We start from the raw sequence: 24,658 nt of genomic DNA, 5'->3' as shown, positions 1-24,658 counted from the left end.
ATCGTAGCCGTTTCGAATCACGGGGGGCGCGTGCCGGCGTATCACCCTGGACGACTTCTTGCAGGGACTCTTTCCTTACGGAGCCGAAGAATTGAGACGCTTCCTGCAGTATCAAAAAGGCTTCAAAAGATGCATCAAAAAAGACCCGAAAACCTTCTATTTTCGGGAATAAATAACAGATTTCGGGTAATTTTTATCCCGAAATCCTTGAAGGGGCAGGAAGAAGAAGTGTATTGAGCCTTTTTATTCTTCAACGGGCCCGATGGTAATTGAGTAATCAAAGTTTTCCGTGTTTTTCGGGAGGATTGAAAGGGTCCACTTTCCTGCGGCTCCGGGGAGTGTATAGGTCTCAACAATGCCTGTGTTCCCTCCCTGGTAGCTTCCCTGGCCGGCATTTTCCATTCCGTCTGCGATTCTCATTGACGACATGTACGGGAGCGGATATGGTTGCGGATATGTTTCATCCATCACACTTACCGAGCCGGTGTATTTCGTGCTTTCAAGGACAGGGACCACCGCATTTCCGGAGGGGTCTTTCAGGCTCACTTCGAAAGTGGGAGTGAGGTCCCGGCTTTTCCCGCCGGCATACAGGCCGTATCCGTACTGGTAGGTGCTAAGCTCTATGGTGATCGGGCCGTCGGTCCTGGCTTCAAAGGAAGTCTCGTAGGGCTTTTCCGGGGTGGGGAGGATACGGAAGTTCAGGGAGACCCTTCCTTCGTATTCCCTTATCCCGGGGTCGTCGATATTGAGATCGAGGGTCCCGCTGTAGCTGCCCTTTGCCCCTGCAGGCACCTTAAGCAGCAGCTTTACGGTTGCCGTTTGCCCGGCTTTTATCTTTTCAGGGGCATTAATGCTGATTGCATCGTTTCCGAAGGCCTGTTCGGGCCCTCCGTAGGGTGGCATGACCTTGTAGTATATGATGTCGCCTCCCTCACCCAGTTCCGGCTTGATTGAAATGTCTTCGCTGCCCGTATTCCTGAGCAGGACTTCATATTCATAGGCCTCTTCGGCTTCCACAAGGTCGCTGATCCAGGGGGTCAGGACCTGGACTTTCGGCGGGACCCAGACCTGGAGGTTCAGTTGCATTGTGCCCGGGTAGTTCGGGTAATAGCCTGCAACGTCTCCTTCCGGTACACTGCCGGTAAAGGCAAGAAGCACGGCATAGTTTCCGAGGTCCGCATCTTCGGGCACTTCTACCTTCACTTCAAACTCCGCTTCCTGTCCCGGCTCCAGGACTTTTTCGGCGGGGCTGATGCTGATCCAGTTTTTGTCGATGAAGTTCTCGGTGTAGGGGACGATTAAGGGTTCAGGGGTCAGCGTAATTGTTTTATTGTCTTTGTTTTCGACAGTTACGGTAAAGCTTTCTTCACTTCCCGGTTCCATTTCAAGGTACTGGTATGGAGGGTCGATCCTGAGTTTTTCAAATTCGGGGAAATAATCTCCGGCATACAGTTCAGGCATTGGAGCTATACTGGTCACAGTCTTAGATTGTACTGCTCCTGCTCTCACGGGCACGGCTTCATTTACTTCTTCACTCCCCGCCTCATTCCCTGCCATAGCTCCGGTGCAGGCAAGCGACAGCAGGGATAGGGCAAGTATCCCGCATACGATGTTTCGCAACGTCTTTGTGTTCAGTGTTTTCATATCTTTTCACCTTTGCTTGATACTCACTAAGGAATGAGACTTATAAAATAATTGCTTAAACTACGAATCAATCTGCAGTTATTTTTTTAAAAATAGGGGTTAAAAAAGCTTATTTACCATATTAAGGATTTATGGTGAATTATTTTGCCAAAAAAATTAATTTTAATTTCTTTAGTTGATTTTAACTCCTTATTGTTGTTTTTTTTCCATCCGCAAATACCTGAATTCAAATGGAGAAGAAACAGAAAGAGATTTCATATTTCGAGTTGTAATCATAAGTATAGTTCCGAAATAACTCCCGGTTCCGACCGATTCCTCCGAAGCTGGCAGGGTTTGCGTAAAAATAGGGATGAGTGTGGTTTTCGTGCTCAAAAACAAAAAAGATGTATTTGGGAGGCTTTCACGTGCCGGATACAGGACCCGAAAAAAAACGGAATCCGGAAAGGCTTCACTCCGTGACTCTCTTGTCGGGAAAGGTCCCTTTATTGATGCCGATTTTGTTGAAGTGGACGGTGATTTTGAAGAGGAAGGTCCCGGAAGGGCTGGAAAAGACTACCTCAAATCGATGGAAGGTTTGCGTGAGTACCTGAAGGCATGCTCGGCAGAAGAACTAAATGAAATATTCGACGAAATACTTCGCATAATTGAGGGGGATGATGCCGGTAATGAGGATCTGAAGCAGGCATATGGGGAGACACGCGGCAGCAAAAAAGAAAAGGTCAAGGAATTCTCGAGAAGTGCTTTTGAAAGTTTTTCCAGGGCCGCTTCCAGGGAAGCTGTCCGGATAAAAAAGGTTTCAAGAAACGCCTCATCAAAAGCTTCCAGGGTGGTAAGTGAAAATAAAGAGTCGGTAAAGCAGGTTTCCGGAAAGATTTACTGCAGGCTGAGGTCTTCAAGTCCGGAAGAACGGAAGCTTATGCTTATGGTCCTGCTGCAGATCGTAATACTCCGAAAGCCGGTGCTGGGTAAAAACCCCGCTTTTAAAATCCTGCTAGGATACCTGGGTAATTCTCTCCTGAGCAAGGAAGAGGTCAGGGACCTGATAAGAGGGATCAGCAGTTTATTACGGCGCGGAAAGTAAAGCCCTTCCCTTCTATCAGTATCCAACCCTTTCAGCCCTCATCTGTATACGGACCTTCCAATAGCTTTTATAAACCCTGCAGGGCTCTCTTCAATTCCCCAGTTCTCAGCATGTCGGATCAGGTACGTATGGTCCGAGACCTGTTCGAGCCCTCCTGCATCGTGGTTTCCGATGATCAGGGAAAAGATGCGGGCCTTTCGTTCGGCTTTTATTTCATTCCATTCCCGGATAAGGGGTCTTTCCGAAAGCTCGGAGATGCCGTCGGTGAGAAAGAGGAGGTCTGCACCCTGGAAGGCTTTTTCCTCTTTCATGGCTTTTAACCCTGCCCGGAGCGCGGTGTTAAAGTCCGTTCCGCCCCCGAAGGTGTGCATGAGAAAGTCCAGGAATTCCTTTCCCATTCGCTTTTTGTCTGTCAGCTCGATCTCAAGGGTCTGCCATTTCGAGGAAAAGAGGATTACTTTCACGTCCCTGCCTTCTTTGAGCATCCTCCTGGCTACCGCGAGCATCACGGCTTTGGCAAGGATTTCCGGGCTTCCCCGCATGGATGCAGAGGTATCCACAAGGGCAACGACAGGTCCTCTTCTCTTTTTCCCGGCCAGGTCGGAGTTCCAGTTCTTTCCCCTGAGCTGGTAGGTGAGGAGTTTTCCTTCCAGCATGTCCGCATAGAACTTGCGCTTCATAATCGGGTTTTTGAGTTTCACGGCTTCTATGGGGAGCATGTTCTGGATTTCTCCTGATAAGGTCACCTCATGCACCTCACTTTTGCTGTGGGGGGAGAGGGACAGTTTTTTTGAGCCGTATTCGAGCTCTATCCTTCCCACCTGCTCCAGGATTTCCCTGAGATAGGAGCTTTTTCTCAGGAGCCCTGCATACTTTTCCATGTTCCCGAAATATTCCCGGTGCAGGGCCTCTAAAGAATAGTCCCACATCTTTCCCGGAAAGAGCATGGAAAGGATTTCAAGCGCATCGAGGTGGCTTTCCAGTGCAGAGATGAACTCCTCAAGCTTTTCAGCAATCATTTCATCTATTACTGAGTCCAGGGCCTGCCCGGCTTTTTCATCAGCCATGAACTTCCGGGTCATTGAAGCCATTTTTCCGGAGTTCAGGGGTGGGGTATCAGGGGAGTTCGGAGGGAAGTATTGAGAGAAGTTTTTATCCTGCTCCTGGCCAGCCCCGGGAGTTTTTAGTTCTCCTGATGATTCCGGGCTTTCCCGGTTTTCAGGGCTTTTGTGCCTTTCCCGGCTCCTGCTGTCCCAGGAGGCAAGGGTTTCTTCTATCAGTTCCTTCAGGTTTTTCAGGGCTTTTTCAAGGCTTTTTTGAAGCTTTTTTTCAATCCCTTGCTCGATCTTCTCATAATCGCCTATAAGGGTGAAAACTTCCTCCAGCAGGGTTTTCAGGACAAGGAGCCCTGCCATCCGGTTTGTGCCTGCAAGGGCTTTTATGTCTTCCCATACCCCGGTGTTCCTCATACTCAGGAAGATAGGATAAAATACCCCGAACTTTTCAATGAAGCGCTTTTCGTCCTTTATTTCGTATTCTTTCCCGGAGAAAATGTCGTAAAGGAGCACCCCGGCAATCTCTTCTCTTAACGGGCGCGGGATTCTCCTCGGGACTGCCAGGAAGTCTCGCAGTTCGGTATTCAGGACGGCGGAAGGGTTGAAGGCCCGGTCAAATAAGGGGGATGAGAGAGATGAGGTGGATGAGGTGGATGAGAGAGATGGGAGAGATGAGGTGGATGAGGTGGATGAGGTGGATGAGGTGGATGAGGTGGATGAGGGGGGAGAAAGCGGCCCGTTCAGTTTTGCGAAGCTTCCTTTCCGGTTTCTTTGTTCCTGCATGTTCTTCACTTTTTATGGAATTTCGGCCAGAATTTTTTCCGGATTTTTTTCCGGATTTTCTCTTGATTTTTCTCTTGATTTCTCCGGCCAGTTCTCTGGTTTTTCCGGTTTATTCAGGGTATTTTTGATTAATCCCGGGTTCATGCCGCTTCTTCTACCCTCTCCAGGTCAATGTCAAAGACCTTCGGTTTTTCGAGCAAAGCCCGGATTTCGGAAAGGTGGCTTGCGATTTCGTAGATGTCCGTGTTCTTGGAGCGGTATTTCATCATAATTTCCTTGCTGTCCTGCCCTGAGACCCAGATGTTTTCCCGCAGGGTATCTTCAAGGGCTCGTTCTTCTTCCTGCACCTGTTTCCTGAAATAGTTCCGCCTCTCCTCAAGGTTTTCGTACTCTTTTTCGTACAGCCTCTTATCCCCGTAGTCCAGGCTGAGCTTGAATTCAAAAGCATATTTCCGGTGGAAATATTCTGCCACGGACTCGAAGTTCAGGGAACTGTTGAGGTTGCTGTAATCAAGTCCCACACTGTAGGTGTGCCCCGGGAACTCCAGGTGGTGCTTAAGGAAGTCCAGGGTGTTGGAAAACGTGAGGTTCTTCTGGGTTTTCATCCCGGAGAAACGGGAGTTTCTAGGGTTGCTTGCCTTTTTGTCCTCCTCGTAACACTTGTTGCAGGCTACAGTGTCCGGAAGTTCCATTCTCAGGCAGGTGTATATGGAGTTCTTCAGGTCGATTACGTCCTGTTTCAGTTTTCCGGTGTCCGTGCCTCCCGAAACCACCCGGTCCAGGATAAACTTCCTGATAGTTTCTTTCTGTTCGGGCAGGTCCCAGAGCATGTGCTGGAGCAGGACCACTGTCATCCTGTTCACGCTCCTGTGCCCGTTTACGGCTGAGGCAACCCTGAGCACGTTTACTATTTTCTTCCAGCGCCTGTCCGAGATGAAGATGTTGGAGCTTTTCAGTTCCCTTCTAAGCCCCTTTATGATTGTCCGGACTTCCGGGTCTACGGGGAGCTGCCTTGCTTTTTTCCTGATCTCCCTGATGTTCCCTACCCCCAGTTTTGTCGAGGGGGTGAAATCTTCCACGTTTTCGAAAATCAGATCATCAAGGTTTTCTTCATGCTGGATATAGTCCACACTGTACCTGAAGAGAAAGCGGTCGTAAAGGGCTTCCAGGCTTTCGTCTTCTTCGGGCAGCTCGTTGGATGCCCCAAAGACGGAAAAGAGGGGTACGTCCATGACTTCCTTGCCGTTGTGGTACTTTCTTTCGTTCAGGATGGTCAGGAGGCTGTTTAAAATGGAACTGTTTGCCTTGAAGATCTCATCCAGAAGGGCGATGTGGGCTGTGGGCAGGTAGCCTTCGATCCTCCGGCTGAACTCGTCCCTTTCGAGGGCCTTTAAGGAAAGAGGGCCAAAAACCTCTTCCGGTGTGGAAAAACGGGTCAGCAGGTAGTGAAAAAAGTTTCCCCCTTCGATGGTCTCGCAGATTTTATTTGCAAGCAGGGTCTTTGCGGTGCCCGGGGGCCCCAGTAAAAGGACGTGCTCTCCCGAAAGGAGGGCCAGGAGTGAACCGTTTATTTCGGCATCTCGTTCCTTGAAATAGGTAGAAAATTCCTCTTTGATGTCAAGGATGGTGTTTTTCAAATTGAAAACCTTCATAATCTTTATTTTTAATTCTAATTTTTGAGTGCAGGAAAAGGGTTGAAACCGTGCAAAACCTCCGGGCACTGGCAGGTTCAGGAAAATCGGTTAAAACCGATATTGAGGGCTGAGTCTACTTTTTTTATGAGCCTGACCTTAATTAATTTTTCCAAAAAAATATCTGGATTTTTCATAACTTGTAATGTCCGGGCCAGAATTTTTCACATTTCTTATTTTCTCACTTTTATCTGCAATATTTTTATATATTTCTTAAATATATTCATCTCTTCTATAAACAAACTTCGTCAGATCGCTTGAAAACCTGCCGTTGCGGATTCTCTTTCCCCGGGAAATTCTTTAAAATGGTTTATACTTCCAAATTTGGCAGGATACGGTATAGGATATAGTATAATTGTGTGTACTTCTGTCCGGAAAGTTGTTTATTCCAGTCTCTCCGGAATTTGCTGAAAAACGGAAACAAGAGGCGAGTATTTTTGAAAAAAACCAGGGAAGTGAAGCCCAAAAACATTTCCATTGGAAAAAACGCCAGTCAGGATGCTTCAGGTGTTGTTTCTGATGCCTATCCTTTTGTATCGGCTCCATTTTCGGTCTGTGTTCCCAATCCTGGACTGAGTTTTTGTAGGGAGCAGCACATAAAGGCCCTTATCAGGCAGGGCAGTGAAGCTGTGTACAGGCTGATCGAAGATGTAAACCTTGACGGAAACTACTACAGGGTAAAGTGTGTCCATCTGGGCGGCTGGGAATACTGCTGGGACCTTGCGGTCCGGTTCCAGTTTTTCGGGGCCGTACAGGGCCTGGCCGTGGAGCCGAAGCATTTTGTTTCCGGGATCAAAAAAAGGATCGTGTACAGGTCCCTGGTACTTGTAAACCCTTACGAGCTCTGGAACGAGGAACTCGTATGCAGGTTTGCAAACCTGCAGGAACGGCTTGAATTCCTGATTGCCCAGATCCTCTTTCACGAGTGCATCCACGTCCTGGTCCACCTTGGAAAAACCTTCCCTCAGGGCCTGGGAAATACTGATATCTTCCTTGAGTTCAGGGAGGTCCTGCAGCTTGCAAACTCGGAAGTCCTGGCTTCCCGGCGCCAGGTAGTCCTTGCCTGCCTCTACAGGCTTGCAGGGTTTGCATCCCCTGCGGCAAGCCCGGGATCGAAGCTCAAGGCTGCAGTTGAGCTCTATGAATTCCTCATCCATGAAAAATACTGCATCGAAAAAACCGACCTTGGGTTCGGCCTTCCCTGGAGCAACGCCAAAATCGCAAGGGACTACTCTCATATGGCTTCCCTTAAAGTAGGTCCCTGTCCCATTCCCGACACAAAAGCCCGGAACAGGGAGCTCCTCAAACTCCGGGAAACCTTAACGGAACTGTATAATGAACTTGACCGGCACATGCTGCTTGAATGAAACCCTGTTTTTCGGAGAAGGCGTGGGGGCCTTTCTAATAACAGCCAAAGAAGCTATCCATAAATAGGACAATACCTGAATAGGATAATGCCTGAATAGGACAATGCCTGAATAGGACAATACCTGAATAGGACAATACCTGAATAGGAAAATGATTGTCTGAGCTAAAAGGCTTGGGCTCCGGGAACATTGGTCCCGAAGATAAGGTAAGCAGAAATCATTTTTATGGAAGGCCTTACATGGATGATCTGGAACGTGAAAAATACAGCCGTCAAATCCTTCTTTTCGGGGAAGAAGGGCAGGAAAAGTTAAAAAATGCAAGGGTATTCGTTGCAGGGGCGGGAGGGCTGGGGTCTCCGGTTTCCACATATCTTGCAATTGCAGGAATAGGTAAAATAATTCTTGCGGATTTCGATTCCGTAGACCTCAGCAACCTGAACAGGCAGTTCCTTCACCATGAAAAGGATGTAGGAAGAAGCAAGGTCGAATCCGCAAAAGAAAAGCTCCTGTCCATGAACCCGGGAATTGATGTTGAAGTAATCAAGGAGATGCTCACCGAATCGAATGCCGGGTCTCTGGTCCCGGAGTGTGATCTTATCGTGGACGCTCTGGATAACCTCGAGACAAGGCATATCCTCAACAGGCTTGCCGTAAAAAGAAAGATCCCCTTGATCCACGGGGCAGTTACGGGGTATGACGGCCAGGTAACAACGATAATCCCGGGAAAGACCCCATGCTTTTACTGCATTTTCCCTCGCATTTCCAGAAAAGAAATTTTCCCGGTCCTGGGGGCAACTCCGGGAGTTATCGGTGCGATTCAGGCAAATGAAGCAATCAAATTCCTGACCGGGCAGGGGAAACTTCTGGAAAGCAGGCTTTTATTCTGGAACGGGCTTTCCGGTTCTTTCAGTGAAATTACTCTTGCAAAACTAAATAATTGTCCGGTCTGCGGAGGGCTAAAAGGCGAATCTGGAGACGTGGGTTTGCAATAATGATAGGTTCCTCCAGGTTTCAGGACTCCGCAATTTTCAGGATTCTTTTCTTTTTTATCATTTTTTCTTCTTTATCTATTTTTATTCCTTTTTTTTAATCAATTTTTATATATCTTCAGTTAATAATCTGGTATGGGGAAATAGGGAAGTTAGGAATAATGGATGATATAAGGGAATTATAAAATAGGAAAATTCGGAGGGGAGTTTTCGTATGGGGAAGGGTGTCCGGGAAGTCGGGCAAAAAGGTGGTTTGCAAGAGAAGAATTCCGGGAACCGGGTTCAGTCCCAGGACTCTTTTATGCTCGATTTATCTTCTTCAGTCGTCCCGAACGTTCCTTACCTTGATTTGAGCATCTACCGGGAGACTGAGGTAAAGGCTCTGATAAGGAAACACAGTAAGGACATGTACAGTCTGCTCTCAACGGTGCATTTTGACGGGAATTATTACCGGGTCAAATGCGTGCGTTCCGGGGAGTTGGAATGCTGCTGGGACCTTGCGGTTAAGGTCCAGTTTTTCGGGAAAATGCAGGGCGTGACCCTTTATCCGAGCCGCTCGGTTTCCGAAGACCGAAAAAGGATCGTCTACAAGTCCTTTATCCTGGTGAACCCTTACGAGCTCTGGGAAGATGAACTGGTCAACAAGTTCTGGAACCTGCAGGAACGGCTTGAGTTCCTGATTGCCAGAATCCTTTTTCATGAATGCATCCACGTCATGATAGCTCTCGGGAAAATCCTGCCTGCAGGTTTCGGGGAAACGGATATCTTCTTTGAGTTCAGGACGGTGCTGGATGCCGCAAACTCGGAAATCCTGGACCTCAAGCGCCGGGAGGTCCAGTTCCGTATCTGGAACCTTGTCGTTTTTGGCTCTTCGGAGCAGGACAGCGAAGAAGACATGCTTATGCGTGTGCTTGAAATCTACGAGTTCCTTATCAATGAAAAATACAGTACCCAGAAAGCCGGTAAAGCATTTGGGCATCCCTGGGGCAACAAAAGGGTGGCCGGTAAATATGCCTGGATGGCTGCTGTGAAGGCCGGAGGCAGCCGGCACGTTGAAAAGAAGGTCTGGGAAACCGAAACCCGGAGGCTTCGGAGGGCTCTGGTGGAGCTGTATGACCTGATTGATGGGGAGATCAAGCCCGGGCGAAAAACTTCCTGGAAATAAAGGTGCAGAAAATCAGGACTTAAAAATGATTTAAAAAGGGTTTAAATCCAAAAACAGAAAAAATTAAAGAAGCCAAAAGGCTTTGAACAGAAAATAGGAAAAAGCCCCGTGCGTGATTCTAGGCGCAACTGGCGTTGCTTTGGCCTAGCGGCCACGCGACCTAGTGATTACAAGTCACTCGCTCTACCGGGCTGAGCCAACGAGGCGTGATTTCTTGCTGGTGAACCCACAGACCTTATTGTTGAAAGCCTATTTCCCTTTTATTTGCTATTGCTATTCAATTCTATTGGATTACTATTTATTTTTTTCTTTTCTAATTTCCATTATCAATCAAACTGCTTTACAGGTCCCGGGCTAGTAGGCAGGTCCAAGTGTGGAGGGGAAGTTTTGTTCTAAAATGGCTTTTATCTGAGTTGCCGCAATCTGTACTTTACGTCAGGGCATCAAACGGAAGTGATCCATAACATATTCTGAAGATCGTGATGGTCAAAAACGGGGATTGGATGTCGAGTATGTAGACAATGTGATAACGTTGATATGTGGATGAAGGAGGCCTAGTTTTAGGCACTGGCACGACGCGCATAATCATGGTTGCCTTGTAGGAAATTTCGGATTAAAAACTGAAGATGATCTTAAATCAATAAATGGAGTAAACATGGGTATGTAACAGAAGTTGTCGAGAAGAGCTTGTTTAATAAAGTTGAAGGGAATCTGCCACAGAATTGCAAAGAAGATGTCTTTGGGAAAGGTTACTGAATCTTATATGTCTAAAGTAGCTATCCTCATATTAAAAACAACTAAGTATCATTTGTTTAGATTGCTTGTTTTTCTTTTGGTCTTCTAAGCAGGCATATTCTTTACTAACGACAACTTCGATTCCATGTTCTATGGCTATTTTTGATATTAGATCCAACAGTATAAAACGGTGGCATTTATCTCCTGCTAGAGGACCTTCGAAGCATACGAGAAAAACATCTTTTTTCTGAGCTTTCTTAGCTATTCCAAGCATTTCTCTTACTGCTTTTGGTTTTTCCATTTCCTCCTTAAATCTTTCTGTGTATCCGGTCCAGTCTACTAAGCCGTTTTTGTAATCATTCAGCAGATTCCAAGAAGGACTTAATATTGATTTTCTGGATCTTGTAACATCTACAAAGAAGGCATCTGGGTAACAGGCCTTAGTTTTGCCAATTATCGATTTATATGTCTGCCTTAGCATTCATTATCACCATCATTCTGAATAACAGTGCCAACAAGTCCAGCATGCGCACCACTTACATGTCCATATTATAATACTATCTTTAATATTTATTTCTATTATATAATAACTTGGTAAAAATCTTAAAAAATATATAGTTTATGGACCTTTGAACTTTAGGAAAAAAACAAGGGTATATGAGGCACGCAAGACGAGCCAAATGATTGAACCTTGGGGAACGCCATGTTTCTGAAGGGGAATGAGTGGATGCATAAGAAAACGTTCTTGATTCTCAAGGCAGAGTTTCTCATATTCTAGAATATGCAAGTTATTCCGCATCAATAGTTGTTTTGTCAAAAAATGGAGCCAAGAAGGTGTACAATGAATGAAAATACGTATCAGTAATATTGATGATTCTGCGTATACGATACGTGAAAAACTAGAGCCAGAACAATTTGATGAATTAAAAAAAAGCTTGGAAGTAGATGGGCAATGGGATCCAATCATAGTCAGACCGAAAGGCGATGGATATGAATTAATTTCAGGACACCGCAGAGTTCAAGCTTCAAAAGAACTTGGTTGGACAGAAATTGAAGCAACTGTCAAAGACGTAGATGATATAGAAGCTCTATTTCTTGCCTTGAAAACAAACATAATCAGGCAAGACATGTCCGAAAGGGAGCAGGGAAAGGTTCTGCATCGGATCACCCAGGAATTTGGAATAAGTGGACCAGAGTTAGCAAGAAAAATTGGAAAAAGAGATGAGTGGGTAAGGAGAAGAATTAAAATTGCACTCGATTTACATGATGAAGTTGCAAAAGCTCTTGAAGATGACATAATCATTATGCGAGTTGCAGAAATAATCGCTTCTCTTGATATCCAGTATCAGGCGGGATTTTTAAAGTATATTATACAAAATAAAATTGAGCGCAACGAGGCTGAAGTCCGTAAGGCCAAAAAACGCTATCTTAATAATACCATCTATACTATTGGGTACGAAGGTACTGAACTTAAAACCTTCATTGAAGTCCTAAAGAACAATGGTATTGAATATCTTTTTGACGTTCGTTTTTCTACAGAAAGCCAATTTAAACCTGACTTCAGCAAACCAATTCTTTCCCGAGAACTTGAGAGAGCAAAAATTCATTATGTTCACAAGAGGGAACTTGGTGTCCCTTATGAGTGGCAGAATCCGTATAAGGATGGAGCCATCCCCTTTGAGTGCTTTGACAAGTATTATCGGTGGCACCTCTTAAAAGAGCTTGATTTCTCAAAAATTGTTGATGAAATCAAGGAATCGGGAAGAACTGCTCTTATGTGTTATGAAAAACATGCCACTCCCAAGAGGGATCAGAAAATATACTGTCATCGGAGTATTCTAGCAACTAGGTTAAAAGAAACAGGAGAGTTTAAAGAGCTGATTCACTTATGAAAGCTTTTGATGTAAATTATAGGGCGATTATAAAGAAATGCGGGGTGGTTTTTTTTGGCGGGGAGGGAGAAACTCCTTCTTTTATGCATGGCATACCCTGAGATAAGTAAAAGATACAAGGCCTCTGTCTGTATGGCAGGTATTACTGAAGAGGGAGAACTTCGCCGGATTTATCCGGTTCCTTTCGAGAAATTTGTAAATTTTGGGTTTCATAAAAAACAGTGGATCAGTTACGAAATAAAAGAAAAAGGCGATCACAGAAAAGAAAGCTTTAAAATCAGACCTGAAACCCTTGAAAAAGAAGAAATGGTGGATGATGAAACTATCAGGGAAATATGCAAAAACAATGTTTCCACTCTTGATGAGTTAAGAGCTAGTTGGAAAGAGGATAAAACATCCCTTGGGATCATAAAACCCGATTTAATGGACCTCATCATCAGAGAATGTTCCCCCGATCAGCGGAAGGTCCAACTACAGAAACAACAAAAATTAGATGGAAATTTTATCCCGATAGATATTTTGAGATATGACATGTTCTATAAATTCAAATGTTTTGGAGAAGATGAGAAAAATCATAAATGCAAATGTCTCGATACTGAAGCTGGACAACTGTATAGAAACTTAGTTAGTAGATGGGGCGAAGATCATCCTGAGAATATTCAAAAAATTCGAATGAGGTTCTTCGACTGGATGAAAAGTAGGGACCTCTATTTCTTAATGGGTACTCACTCATTTCACCCTAATGCATGGATGATTATTTCTCTTTTATACCCTCCAAAAATTGAACCACCACAAAACAGGTCTATCTTTGATTTTGATTAAATAAGCAGACTGGAAAGGGCATTTTAAAAGAAGTGCTAGTGTCGCGTCAGCAGTAAAATGTCATATAAAATCGATTACAACCACTCAGAATCATTTAATCCTTGAGGACTGACGCGACACTAGCTTGCCTGCAGGAAATTCGAGGGCTCAATATTAACTCAGTTTTTCCTAAGTTATTTAATCCTTCAAATGATTAAAGGGGTTCTGCTGCTTAGAGAATCGATTTAAGAACGAGATGCACACACCACTAGACATTTTTAACAATCCTTGAAGATCCCCCGCAGTGAGCTAATAGGACGAGATTGCGTTATCTGGGCACTCCTTAAGTATGCCGAAGCCAACATATTCCGATTTGTTCATTTCCATAAGGCTGAAAATTCATAAAGTAGGCACCCCCCCTTTTAATCTTGATAATCCTTTTCATAAATTCCGTAGACCAGATCATTTCACTCAAAAAAGAAATTTTTCAGGATTAGGAGGTCTTGTAAGGCGGGCAGCCGTCATATCGAATATAGGTAATTTTGTCTGATGGCTGCTTAAATAACTTCCTTCTCCATTTAGGTACGCTTTGAGTGTTTATTTGATATTTTAAGGTTCAATAAGCTTTATTTTTTCCAAAAATAAGTTTTATTGATCCCTTTTTACTACACGGAATGATAGAATGGATGTTAGGGGCATTCCTTTATCCATCCTGTGCTACGGCAGTGAATTAGGTATTTTTCACCAATTCCAGAGTTTTACGTATCGTCTTTACCTAACCGACGTTGAAGTCATTGTTAATACCATTTTTTAATGAAATGTTGAAAGTTCGTGATATCAATTTTTAATGGCTGCGATCAGTTTTTAAAAGCGGGCAGTGGGTATAAAAGATGTTGAAACCATGTATCCTACCCCTGTCTGCGCATTAACATTATCATAACATGTACCATTTGTACCAACAAAAATAACATAAAATAAAAATTATAATTTTTTTAATTTTATATTAATCTATTTTGGTACGTATGATACAAAATTACTCTGTCCCTTTCTCCAGCATTTCCTGCATTTTAGCTAAATGTATTCTCCAATACCTGTTTCTGAATGTTTCGCCATTTTCACCGCAATGTGTAGCGTTGTAATCTTGACGACCTTTATCCGTTATCATAACACCTTGCTCAACCCATTTTTTTCGGATTGCAGATTGGTCGAAACTGTTATTTTTCAGTACTCCCTTTGCTACACCAGGTATGATATCGATGCAACCCTCCTGTTGATACCCGCATATCTTGAATGGTCTTCTTCCTGTATCCTCATCCCTTACGAAATTACTCCTGTTTTCTTCTATCCAATCATTTAAAAATCTGAGAGCCTTTAATTCACGGGGTTCGACAGGCTTTTCCTTCACGGTTTCGTTGAAGAATTCCATTGTCAATGCCAGATGATCCCGAGTTTCTAATCCAATCTCTTCAAGCACTTCTTCCAGCAGTTCCCCTGCAAGAGCGATTGCGGCAAATGTACTTCCCACACGGTTTGCTGTATTCGAATTACTGTTCGTGAATTTGTCCCTGTATTCCCTGAATTTGGCTTGAAGGTCTTCTCGATGCTCAAAGACTTTTTTCATGAACAGGTCCATCACATGCCCGTGGTTATCTTTTATTGTATCGTCAGCTTGCATGATCTGTTCTTGCATGTATGGCATGTCTTTCTGAATTTCGATAACACGGACTTGTTGACCACCGAAACCGTCATAATCAACAATGGGCTTTTCTCCGGTAGTAAACACCATCGTTTTCCACCTGTTCAGGCTTTGAATTCCACCTTCCTTTTTCCCACGACCTTTTCCAACTTCGTTTGCGATAATATATATCAAAGTCTTCAGGTTTTCGTCAGTTTGTATGCTTGTTTCATCGGCGAATAGGGGAAGATCCGTGAAGATGCTTGCAACATTTTCCATATACGTGTTGGTGGAGTCTGCGGATAGCGTTAACTCATCTGGATCGCCGTACATACTGACCGCAACCCTGACACCAAAAGTTTTCCCTGTGCTTGTCTCACCTGTATGGTCCACGAAGAATGACTGCACGTCGAGTGGTCTAAGAAGGACTGATGTGACCGCACAGTAACACTTAAACCGTGTGATAGGCTCGCAAATAACATCTTCTACGCCACGTACCCATTGCTCAAGACTACCTTTTTTAACCAGCCCCCGTGTTTCCTCCTGGTTGATCTGTATGACTTCCGTGATTTCAGATCCTGTGTAACACATGTTACCCAACACAAAGTTCTCCCTGCCATTTTTCCACCCATTGGTCTGCACGTATATTTTGCGTGGGAGTTTTTTTGCAGATTCGTCAATGAATTTGTTAAAATACTCGCAGATATCCGCTGCCTTTCGATCTACCAGATTAAGTCCTTTATTTGCGAACTTGCAAACTTTCGATCTCTTTATGAGATCTTCCATTTGCGCTTTTTCTGTCCTCACATCCCCAAATGCGTCTCTAAAGGTGATTTCGTACCAGATTTCACCATTATCAATATCCTTCCCTATGCCTGAAACTATTACTGGCGTGTAACAGATAACCTCTTGACCTACTTTTCCAGCTGGTGAATACTTATCTTTGAATACTCCCCCCTCGCTGAGGGAATAACCTTCAGGAACAAAGAGCTCTTCCCATCTGGTTTCAAGATCGGTACTGCTTGCAAATGATTCAGATTCGTTTTTTAGTTGCATTACGAACACCGTTTTTTAATTAGAAGTTAATTCACCGTACATTTTCGTGCGGCATTTTTCACAAATTTCAATTAACTTCCATTACAATTACTTGCTAAATATAATTCAGGACTTCAAACATTATAAAGTTTTGCCACACTGGCTGCTAGCCTATAATTTCAAAATTGAATAGTTGAGATAACGTTTTGAAAAGGGCGTAGAATAGTTGTACTGCCCTGCATCGTCCATCTTTGAAAAAAAGATAGTTGACACTATTAACACGATTATTTTTGAAATTTTTATAAAAATAAAGCTTGAATTATATCAGGAACTTCCCTACAACCTGTTGGTATTGATCTTTCACATGATTTACTTTGTTAAGATAATGTGCGCTTCCAACCGTAGCAGGAGCACGTCCTTGTATCTCAGCCAAGCGTAATAATATTGAGACACCGTTTGCGGATGGTTTTCAATCAGCTTCCAAGAAGTTCAGCAATTTTTGCTTCAACTAGTTTACTGACCTTTGATTCGATTATTGAAGACAGATCAAGCTTTGGGCTTTCAGCTCTCTTCTGGATTTCATCAACCTGAGGACCTTTCCCAATAATCCCATTAGCCTTCAGAATCGCGTCATCAACATCCCGTCCCGACAGATGGACGTACACGCTGGGCATATTTGAACCTTGTATCCATCCGAAGTATGCGTTCATCTGGGCCTCTGTCAGGTAGTTGGCCATATAGGTACATCGGGAATGACGGAAAAGATGAGGGTGTATCTTTTTGTTAATCCCTGATTTCTTGGCTAGACGCTTTAATTTCATTCTGATGGCATCGTATCTCAAAGACCTTAATGAACCTTCCTCACTGTCAAGGGTTACCCACAAAGGCGCTTCCAGGTTATATTTCTCAGGATGTACTTCCAGCCAGGCTTTCAAATACTCTACACTCCATACTGCCCTGACTCGCCTATACCCCGTCTTTCCCTTGACGTTCACAATTGCCCCGTATTGGTCGAATGAAAGATGTCTGATAGTTAGGGTGCCTATTTCACCAATTCGAGCTCCTATGTCCCACAGAAGGGCGACAATGGCCCTGTCCCTTGCACTCTCAGCGTTCTCGATTAGTTTCAGGACTTCTGACTCTGTAAGCATCTCTTCTGGCAATTTCTGATCCTTTTTTTTCAGGGTCGTTTTTATCCATTTCGTAAGCTCGGGACTTTCTTCTTGACGTTGCCATCTGTAGAATTTTTTCAGGGATATTTTATAGTCGTGTTTAACCCATTCGCTTTTATCGGATTTTTCAAGGTCTGAAATAAAAACGTAGAGATCTTTCTTTTCAACCTTGTCAAAATCAAGCTGTATTTGTATGGCAATACTCTTCAGGATCGAAATGTACTTCAGAACTCGATGTTTGCTCAATCCTTCGGAAAAACAGTAATCAACAAAATCAAAAATAAACTTCTTGTTTATATCAGAAACTTCGGAATCGTTTAGTGACTCCAGCCGTTTCCGAACACTTATATTATATATGCCTATTCCCATCAAACGCTCTCCATGGAAATAGGCTCTGAACACTTTTTAGTACGAAGCCCCGTGCGTGATTTGAACACGCGACCTAGTGATTACAAGTCACTCGCTCTACCGGGCTGAGCCAACGAGGCGTGAAGGGGTTGATTGCAGACGTATCTAAATACGATTGCAGACTTATCTAAATACAATACTCACAGATAAACTTTATGGCAGATTTCCTGCCCGGCTGTCAGCCGGGTTGTTTTCATTTTCGGTCCGTATGTCCTGTTTTTGCCGCCTCTCCTCTTTTTCTATCTTCTTTTCTTCCTGTTTCCGCTCCTCTTAAGGTTGCGGCGCATAAACCTTATGGCACTCTTCCTCTATATCTTGGTCAAGATGTGGCAGGAAATTGCAAAATACGGGCGCAAGCTTGTGGAACACGGGCTTGTGGAGTCTCATTTCGGGAATATCAGCGTCCGGGCGGGAGACCGGATGGTCATTACCAGGAGCGGGGCTGCCCTTGACGAGATAACGGAAGACAGTGTGGTTGAGGTGGGGGTAGAAGAGACTTCTTCTCTGGACCTGATCGCTTCTTCGGAAACTGTGGTGCACCGTGAAATTTACAGGCGGACCCCTGCCCTTGCCATAATCCATGCCCACTGCCCGTATGCTGTGGTCGAGTCCCTGCTGGCAGGGGCCGGCGGGGTTATCGGGCCTGTGGATAGTGAGGGGCAGTATTTCCTGGGCGAGATCCCGGTGGTCAAAGGAGGAATCGGGAGCAAGGAGCTTGCGGCAAATACGGCTGAGGGCCTTTCCGGGCACAGGGGGCTTGTGGTCCACGGGCACGGGACCTTTGCTGTCGGAAGGGTCCTTGGTGAAGCTTATGTTGTAACCACGCAGCTTGAACATTCATGTAAGGTAAAATATCTCTACGAGCTTGCAAAAAAATGAATTGGGCCAAAAAGTGAGCTAAATTCGGAAAGTTTTTGATAACTGGAGATCTAGCTTCGTACAGCCTTAAGTATAAATATAAAAAGACAGGTAAACACAAAGGCTGTAAATAAAGCGGAATGGCCTGTAAGTAACACCGAAGAGTTATAGAAAGATAGAAGAGCTATAGAAGAACTGGAAAAAAACAGATCCAGGTACAGACCACTTTCTGCATGGAAAATGGGAACGGATGCTTATTTTTCGTAGCAGCTTTCCATTACGAATATAAACGATAAAATAGATTTTCGAGTAACATGACGTTTGATGCCCTGAGACCCCTCGCCTCAAAAGTTATTGAACCGCTGGCAGACTTTCTTATCCGAAACTCTGTTTCTCCTGATGCGGTTTCCATAGCTTCCCTCGTCTGTGCATTTCTTGCGGGACTCAGTTTTTATTATTCTTCTGCAGTTCAGGAATTCACCCTGCTGGCAGGTGTCTTTGTGGTGCTGAATTCTCTTCTTGACGCTCTCGACGGCGTGGTTGCGCGGAAGTCCAACAAAGCAAGCCCCAGGGGAGATTTCCTGGACCACGTGATCGACCGCTACTCGGACGTTTTCATCATCTGCAGTATCTTTTTTGCAGGCTACGTACCCTGGCAGATCGGGGTTGCGGCAATTGTAGGTGTGCTGCTGACAAGCTACCTCGGGACCCAGGCTCAGGCCCTTAACCTCGGCAGGTACTACGGAGGGATCATGGGCAGGGCTGACCGCCTGGTGGTCATCATCCTTGCAGCCTTTGCAAACTTTGCCTATTCCTCTTCAATTGCAGGCTTTTCCATTCTCGGCTGGGCTGTGGTCCTGATTGCGGTGACCAGCCACATCACGGCACTCCAGCGCATCTTCTATATCTGGAACAGGCTGTAAAATCCAGAATGGCAATAAGCCGAGGTCTCTTCCTCATGTTTTTTGGGGCCTCTGCATGTTATTGTTTTTTTCCGGAAGAGATTAAAACGGCTCCTGTCCCGGATAAATTAATGTAACACCAGACCTATTACTGGACTATGCCGCCTCAACAGAAACAGTACGAGTACCTTGAGCACACCGCGGATGCAAAGTTCCGGGCCTACGGGAAAACCGTGGAGGAAGCTTTTGAAAATGCTGCTCTTGCCATGTTCAACGTGATGATTGACACCGGAAAGGTTTCGGGCAACACAGAAAGGGAGGTTTCCCTTGAGTCCCCGGACCTTGAAGACCTTCTCGTGGACTGGCTTTCCGAACTGCTGTACCTCTTTGAAGTGGATGAAATTGTCTTCAGGGAATTCCGGGTCGAGGAAATCCTGGAAAAAGACGGAGAGTACTTCCTGAAAGCCCGGGCTTTTGGAGAGAAATTCGAATATGGGACTCATCCTTTTGAAACCGATATCAAGGCGGTAACCTACAACCAGCTCGAACTTGAGGAGACGCCGGAAGGCTGGGCTGCCCAGGTCGTTGTGGATATTTAAGGCCCGGCGGACTGGAAAAGTCCTAATCCGGTTTGCAGCCTGTCAGATGAGGTCTGTTAATTGAGGTCTGTTAGGTGAAATGTGTTAAGTGAAGTCTGTTAAGTGTGGCGTGTTAAGTGTGGAATGTTAACTTTTCTTTCAAGCTGCACAGATTCTTTAATATCTTCCTTAATATTATCCAATCTCAAATTATATCTTTAATTGTATTCCAAATATCATTATATCTCAAATCATATTTATGGGTCAGAGTTTTGGATCCTGCGGGAAATAAGGACAAAAAGGGAGTTCCGGAAAGTGGGGAATTCCAGAAGTACAGCATGATAAACGATAATAAATAGAGGAGCAGTGGAGCATCATCATGACAGATAGTGAGGAGAATGTGACAGAAAGTGAGGGGACTGGTGCGAAAAGTACGCTTACGAGCGCTCGCGTCGCTGTCCGGAAGCTTTCCGACAACAGCTGGGAAATCCCTATCGGACACACCCCGGGAATGAGGGTTCCTGGACGCCTTTTTGTTTCTGAATCGTTACTGGGCGGAATCGAGCCCGAAACCATTGACCAGATTGCAAATGTGGCAACTCTTCCGGGTATCCAGAAGTATTCAATGGCAATGCCGGATGCCCACCTGGGCTATGGTTTTGCTATCGGGGGGGTTGCGGCTTTTGACCGGGAAGAAGGGATTATAAGCCCCGGAGGGGTGGGTTTTGATATCAACTGTGGTGTCAGGCTTATCCGTACGAACCTTCAGAAGGAGGATGTGGTCCCACGCATAAAGGAGCTTACCGAAGAGCTCTTCAATAACGTGCCCTCAGGAGTTGGCTCTAAAAGCCGCATCCGGGCTTCTGACAGGGAACTGGATGATGCCTTCCTGCACGGGGCACAATGGGCCGTAGAAGCAGGGTATGGCGTTGAGGGAGACACTGAGCACTGCGAGGCAAACGGGTACGTGGACGGGGCTGACACTTCTTATGTGAGCACAAAGGCAAGGAAACGGGGCAAGCCCCAGTTTGGGACCCTGGGAAGCGGGAACCATTTCCTGGAGGTCCAGTATGTTGATGAGATCTACGACAGGGAAGTGGCTTCGGCTTTCGGGCTTGAAGAAGGGCAGGTTACGGTTATGGTCCACTGCGGTTCAAGGGGCGCAGGGCACCAGATCTGTACGGACCACCTTCGGGAACTTTCCCAGGCCGTAAAGAAATATGGGATCCAGATCCCGGATAAGCAGCTTGCCTGTGCCCCCGCGCAGTCAAAGGAAGCCCAGGAATATTTCAAGGCAATGCTCTGTGCTGCAAACTACGCCTGGGCTAACCGGCAGGTGATCACCCACTGGACTAGAGAGACCTTTGAAAATGTCTTTGGCATGGATGCCGATGATATGGGGATGGACCTCCTCTATGACGTTGCCCATAACGTTGCAAAGCTCGAGGAACACATGATTGAAGGCAAGAAAAAGGAGGTCTATGTGCACAGGAAAGGAGCTACAAGAGCGTTTCCCCCTGGGCACTCCGAAGTCCCGGCCGCTTACAGGGACGTCGGTCAGCCGGTTTTGATCCCGGGCAGCATGGGGACCCCTTCCTTTATCCTGTGCGGCACAAAAGAAGCCATGGACATCTCTTTCGGAAGCGCATGTCACGGGGCAGGCAGGGTTATGAGCCGCGCCCATGCCAAGAAGGAGTTCCACGGAGAAGGCATAAAAGAAAGTCTTGAAGCGCGCGGAATTACGGTCAGGGCAACGCACCCCTCCGTTATTGCAGAAGAAGCTCCGGATGTGTACAAGCCCAGCAGTGAAGTGGTAAACGTTGTGCATGAGCTTGGAATTGCCCGTAAGGTTGCAAGGGTTATTCCCCTTGGGGTTGCAAAAGGTTAAACCCCGTGAAACAGTTTCGTAAAGTAGTTTCGTAAAGTAGTTTCGTAAAATAGTTTCCAGAAAGAGGGCTGTTAAAAGTTTAAGAAAAACTTCCTGCTTTTCAGTGGGTTTTTCCTTTTCCTTTTTTAATCTTTCCAGTACCCTCTTTCAGTTTCCTCTTCCCGGTTCAGTCTTTCTCCAGGAATCCTGATCCGTTGGGTTCTGCTATTTCATAAAAGCCTGAACTTCCGGTGGGTTCGGGGCCTTCATAAAACCTGAATATGATCATGCTGGAGTAGGAGGAGGTCGTGAATGGGATGCCTTTTTCCCTGAATATGTTTGAAAAGTACTCCACCAGGTTGGAAACGACCCTGTCATTCTTAAAGTCATGGAAAATGGTCACTGATTCTTTCCCGGGTTCAAGGCAGATTTCGATGTTCTTGACGAGCTGGGTTGCCAGATACATTCTCCTGAAGGCGACCAGCAAATCCGGGAGCGACATCTCGCTTACGGACTGCTTGCACAGGCGCTCCAGGATCTTTGTCGGGTTCGGGGCATCTCCGGTAGCAAATGTCTCGAACTGGCTCCTGTGGAGGGTCACCAGGTTATACCTTTCAACATTATAGGTATACATGAGCTGGGTCCAGAATTCGGTGTTGTCATCAAGTTCCCGGCAAACGATATCAAGGTACCCGAAATGTTTCCGGATGCCGGGCATGGTCTCGCTAGGGGAAACTGAGAGGTTCCTTTTGAATGAGATCTGGGTTGAATTTGCTCTTCTGAAGATATGTTCGACATCAAGATGCTTCCATTTTGCCAGGAAATGTGCTACAAGCTGGGCAAAGAATTCCCTGCTGTTTATGGTGGCGTTGGAAAAAATGACGAGGGCTGATTCCGGGTTGTGGATCTCTTCACATTTTATTGAAGTACGGATGGTCCACTGGTAACTTCTGGCAACTTTATTCAGGTATTCTTCCAGTTCCTTCATATCGTGAACTTCGAACGGGTTGATGAGCTCATTAACAAGCTCCTCATCCGTAAGCCTGCCTTTTGTGTACCTGAAAAGCCATTCAAGCATGGTTTTATTTATAACGATACTTTCTCCGGTCTTGATTGTGTTACTTATTTCTTCCCTTGAAGATGATTCTTTTAAAAATTTAACTGCTTCATCAATGCTATTATGATATGTAAGTGCGGCATCTGCGATCGCAATAGTATCCCTGATTGCTGCACTCAGATTCCCGTCATTTGCGTCCAGAAGGGGCTGTAACTTTTTAAGGTACTTATCATCCAGGGATATATTTTTCCGAATCAGCATATTACCACCCAGCAAAATGAAGTGTTTTGACTTTTCGCTGCAGTCTAATGATCAGTCCGTATAATGTCGGGACTATTTTTCAATTAATGTCGAAACTTCAGAGGTTCAGGGTAAATAAAAATATATTTTCCATGCTCTAAAATTTTTTATTTATATCTATATAATATTGTTAAAGTGCCACGGAATATTAAATCTTTCTATTTCGTATTATTTTTTGAGAACTTTTTCTGGTAAGTACTATCAGTTCAATTAGTCAATAAATTTACCGATTCTTCCGGGATTCAGGCCGAAGTTATGTACTTCAGGTCTGAGGCATCGTCAGGCAGAGGAAAGGCTGAATAATGAAATCCTCTAGGAAAAGAGAACGTACAAAAAAGCAAAAACAGAAAAAAAGCAAAGGGAAGATTTCCACTTTGCTTTCCGGATCTTAAAATCCGGTACGATACTTTTTCTTTTAAACTTATGTCAGCTGGTTGACCGGGTGGTTCTCAACGGCGATCTCGATGCCGAGTTCCTTTGCGGTTTCCCCGAGCATGATGTCGACCATTGCGACAGCCGGGAATACCTTCTCGACGTTTTCGATCGGGCCGTAGAGCAGGAAGTCAGAACCTGCGATCTGGGCTACCAGGTTGGTTCCGATGTCTGCCGGCATGTAGATAGACTTCGGGTCAGGCTGGGTCTTCTTGAACTTCCGGAGCCAGTCCCATGCAGATGCCATGTTGTGGTATCCACCGCCTACAGGCAGGCCGAGTTTGCCCTTAATAGTGGGGACTGAGCGGATTGTTGCACCGGAGCCTGCACCGAGAGGCATTGCGGCAACGTCGATCAGGGGGATCTTGATTCCACATTCCTTGGCGACCTGGAGCATACCCTTGGTCTGCCCGGAACCACCGACTTCAAGGATATCGAGCTTTCCTTTGACGGTTGGGTCGGTTGCGTTGAAGGCAAGAACGATTGCAGCTTCCACATCGCTCTCCGTGAGGATGTCGATTTCACTCTGTTCGATACTTGCGTTGATTGAGTTGTGGATTGCCCTCTTTGCAACTCCGATTTCGGTACAGTACTGGGCAGCGGCTGCACGCACTTCTCCGGCGGAGGAGTCAATCAGGAAGGGGGTCTTGTTGTCGATTTCCACGAACCAGTCGATGTATCTCTTGATAGCTTCAGGGGTTTCTCCTACAATCTGGTTTACGTAGGGGTTTCCTGTGGCATCGCTCAGTTCTACCTGGGTGTTCCAGAGTGTTTCTGCTGCAGCTCTGTCGAAGAGACCCTTGTCCTCATCAGTCACGATTTTGTGCCTGGCGTAGAACATGGTACTAACTAACACGGTTGGGTATTCACCCGGCTGACCGCCGAACTTAACTCCACCTACTTCATAAACTTCCTGTTTCCTGTCAAACTTGAACATTTTGATCCCTCACTTATAAGAACATTGATGATACCGAGACATAGATCAGGAAGAGCAGCAGTCCGAAAACTGCGCCGTAAAGGATACCAATGTCTCTCCCGACCTTTTTTCCGATTCTCTGCGCAACTTCACTGTTGACGAACTCGACCTTTTCATCGATCTTGTCGAGCCTTTTCACTACTTCGCTAAATTCAGCTGGATCTACAAACGCTGCTGGTGCTTTTCCATCCATAA

At 45.4% G+C, this 24,658-nt stretch carries 19 protein-coding genes and 1 tRNA gene; 10 read left to right on the top strand and 10 right to left on the bottom strand.

All coding sequences use genetic code 11. The features are described 5' to 3' along the window. Positions 1-243: 243 nt before the first annotated feature. Positions 244-1,644: a DUF916 domain-containing protein gene (locus FTO70_RS03110; RefSeq protein ID WP_255334228.1), complete on the bottom strand. Its 1,401-nt coding sequence runs from the start codon at positions 1,642-1,644 to the stop codon at positions 244-246. A 349-nt stretch (positions 1,645-1,993) separates the two neighbouring features. Here FTO70_RS03110 and FTO70_RS03105 point away from each other — a divergent pair, with 349 nt between their 5' ends. Further along, entirely contained in the window at positions 1,994-2,725 is a 732-nt protein-coding gene (locus tag FTO70_RS03105) for a hypothetical protein (protein ID WP_255334227.1), read from the top strand. Between the two features lie 38 nt (positions 2,726-2,763). Here FTO70_RS03105 and FTO70_RS03100 read toward each other — a convergent pair whose 3' ends face one another. After that, a complete protein-coding gene (locus FTO70_RS03100; protein WP_255334328.1) occupies positions 2,764-4,563 on the bottom strand; it encodes a VWA domain-containing protein in 1,800 nt (599 codons plus the stop codon). 140 nt (positions 4,564-4,703) lie between these two features. Beyond that, on the bottom strand, positions 4,704-6,215 hold the full coding sequence (locus FTO70_RS03095) for an AAA family ATPase (RefSeq protein ID WP_255334226.1): 1,512 nt from the start codon (positions 6,213-6,215) through the stop codon (positions 4,704-4,706). A 476-nt stretch (positions 6,216-6,691) separates the two neighbouring features. On the opposite strand from FTO70_RS03095, the gene FTO70_RS03090 reads away from it, so the two are divergent. The 3 genes from FTO70_RS03090 (at position 6,692) to FTO70_RS03080 (ending at position 9,775) form a co-directional block, all read left to right on the top strand. Next, a complete protein-coding gene (locus FTO70_RS03090) occupies positions 6,692-7,621 on the top strand; it encodes a hypothetical protein (protein ID WP_255334225.1) in 930 nt (309 codons plus the stop codon). 239 nt (positions 7,622-7,860) lie between these two features. Then, positions 7,861-8,613, top strand: coding sequence for a HesA/MoeB/ThiF family protein (locus tag FTO70_RS03085; protein ID WP_255334224.1), 753 nt, complete (start codon positions 7,861-7,863; stop codon positions 8,611-8,613). Positions 8,614-8,824: 211 nt separating this feature from the next. Beyond that, positions 8,825-9,775 carry a hypothetical protein gene (locus FTO70_RS03080; protein WP_255334223.1) on the top strand — a complete coding sequence of 317 codons (951 nt, stop codon included), beginning with the start codon at positions 8,825-8,827 and terminating at the stop codon, positions 9,773-9,775. A gap of 787 nt (positions 9,776-10,562) precedes the next feature. On the opposite strand, the gene FTO70_RS03075 is transcribed toward FTO70_RS03080, so the two are convergent. Further along, the gene (locus tag FTO70_RS03075; RefSeq protein WP_255334222.1) at positions 10,563-10,991 is read right to left on the bottom strand and encodes a hypothetical protein; all 429 of its coding nucleotides are present in this window, start codon (positions 10,989-10,991) and stop codon (positions 10,563-10,565) included. Between the two features lie 364 nt (positions 10,992-11,355). On the opposite strand from FTO70_RS03075, the gene FTO70_RS03070 reads away from it, so the two are divergent. Both FTO70_RS03070 and FTO70_RS03065 read left to right on the top strand, forming a co-directional pair. Next, the gene (locus tag FTO70_RS03070; protein WP_255334221.1) at positions 11,356-12,402 is read left to right on the top strand and encodes a ParB/RepB/Spo0J family partition protein; all 1,047 of its coding nucleotides are present in this window, start codon (positions 11,356-11,358) and stop codon (positions 12,400-12,402) included. 54 nt (positions 12,403-12,456) lie between these two features. After that, a complete protein-coding gene (locus FTO70_RS03065) occupies positions 12,457-13,224 on the top strand; it encodes a hypothetical protein (protein WP_255334220.1) in 768 nt (255 codons plus the stop codon). 1,012 nt (positions 13,225-14,236) lie between these two features. Here the strand turns inward: FTO70_RS03065 and FTO70_RS03060 are convergent. From FTO70_RS03060 to FTO70_RS03050, 3 genes are all read right to left on the bottom strand, one after another. Continuing rightward, the gene (locus tag FTO70_RS03060) at positions 14,237-15,934 is read right to left on the bottom strand and encodes a DUF927 domain-containing protein (protein ID WP_255334219.1); all 1,698 of its coding nucleotides are present in this window, start codon (positions 15,932-15,934) and stop codon (positions 14,237-14,239) included. Between the two features lie 452 nt (positions 15,935-16,386). Beyond that, positions 16,387-17,454: a tyrosine-type recombinase/integrase gene (locus FTO70_RS03055; RefSeq protein WP_255334218.1), complete on the bottom strand. Its 1,068-nt coding sequence runs from the start codon at positions 17,452-17,454 to the stop codon at positions 16,387-16,389. Between the two features lie 45 nt (positions 17,455-17,499). Continuing rightward, positions 17,500-17,573: transfer RNA gene (locus FTO70_RS03050), tRNA-Thr, on the bottom strand. Between the two features lie 244 nt (positions 17,574-17,817). Between FTO70_RS03050 and FTO70_RS03045 the strand changes: the two genes are divergently transcribed. The 4 genes from FTO70_RS03045 to FTO70_RS03030 all read left to right on the top strand — a co-directional run bounded on the left by FTO70_RS03045 (position 17,818) and on the right by FTO70_RS03030 (position 21,719). Further along, entirely contained in the window at positions 17,818-18,372 is a 555-nt protein-coding gene (locus FTO70_RS03045; RefSeq protein WP_255334327.1) for an aldolase, read from the top strand. A gap of 293 nt (positions 18,373-18,665) precedes the next feature. After that, positions 18,666-19,274 (top strand): CDP-alcohol phosphatidyltransferase family protein, encoded by a 609-nt coding sequence (locus FTO70_RS03040; protein WP_255334217.1) that lies wholly within the window; start codon positions 18,666-18,668, stop codon positions 19,272-19,274. Positions 19,275-19,411: 137 nt separating this feature from the next. After that, positions 19,412-19,852 carry an archease gene (locus tag FTO70_RS03035; protein ID WP_255334216.1) on the top strand — a complete coding sequence of 147 codons (441 nt, stop codon included), beginning with the start codon at positions 19,412-19,414 and terminating at the stop codon, positions 19,850-19,852. A 358-nt stretch (positions 19,853-20,210) separates the two neighbouring features. Continuing rightward, a complete protein-coding gene (locus tag FTO70_RS03030) occupies positions 20,211-21,719 on the top strand; it encodes an RtcB family protein (protein WP_304364374.1) in 1,509 nt (502 codons plus the stop codon). A gap of 166 nt (positions 21,720-21,885) precedes the next feature. On the opposite strand, the gene FTO70_RS03025 is transcribed toward FTO70_RS03030, so the two are convergent. The 3 genes from FTO70_RS03025 to mtrG form a co-directional block, all read right to left on the bottom strand. Then, positions 21,886-23,016 (bottom strand): hypothetical protein, encoded by a 1,131-nt coding sequence (locus FTO70_RS03025; protein ID WP_255334215.1) that lies wholly within the window; start codon positions 23,014-23,016, stop codon positions 21,886-21,888. Between the two features lie 460 nt (positions 23,017-23,476). After that, positions 23,477-24,424: a tetrahydromethanopterin S-methyltransferase subunit H gene (gene mtrH / locus FTO70_RS03020; RefSeq protein ID WP_255334214.1), complete on the bottom strand. Its 948-nt coding sequence runs from the start codon at positions 24,422-24,424 to the stop codon at positions 23,477-23,479. 13 nt (positions 24,425-24,437) lie between these two features. Then, positions 24,438-24,656, bottom strand: coding sequence for a tetrahydromethanopterin S-methyltransferase subunit MtrG (gene mtrG / locus FTO70_RS03015; RefSeq protein WP_255334213.1), 219 nt, complete (start codon positions 24,654-24,656; stop codon positions 24,438-24,440). Positions 24,657-24,658 lie beyond the last annotated feature (2 nt).

The sequence above is a fragment of the Methanosarcina sp. KYL-1 genome (assembly GCF_024372725.1).
GTDB lineage: Archaea > Halobacteriota > Methanosarcinia > Methanosarcinales > Methanosarcinaceae > Methanosarcina.
Note: the sequence above shows the minus strand (reverse complement) of the source record. Positions and strands in the feature narration are given on the sequence as shown.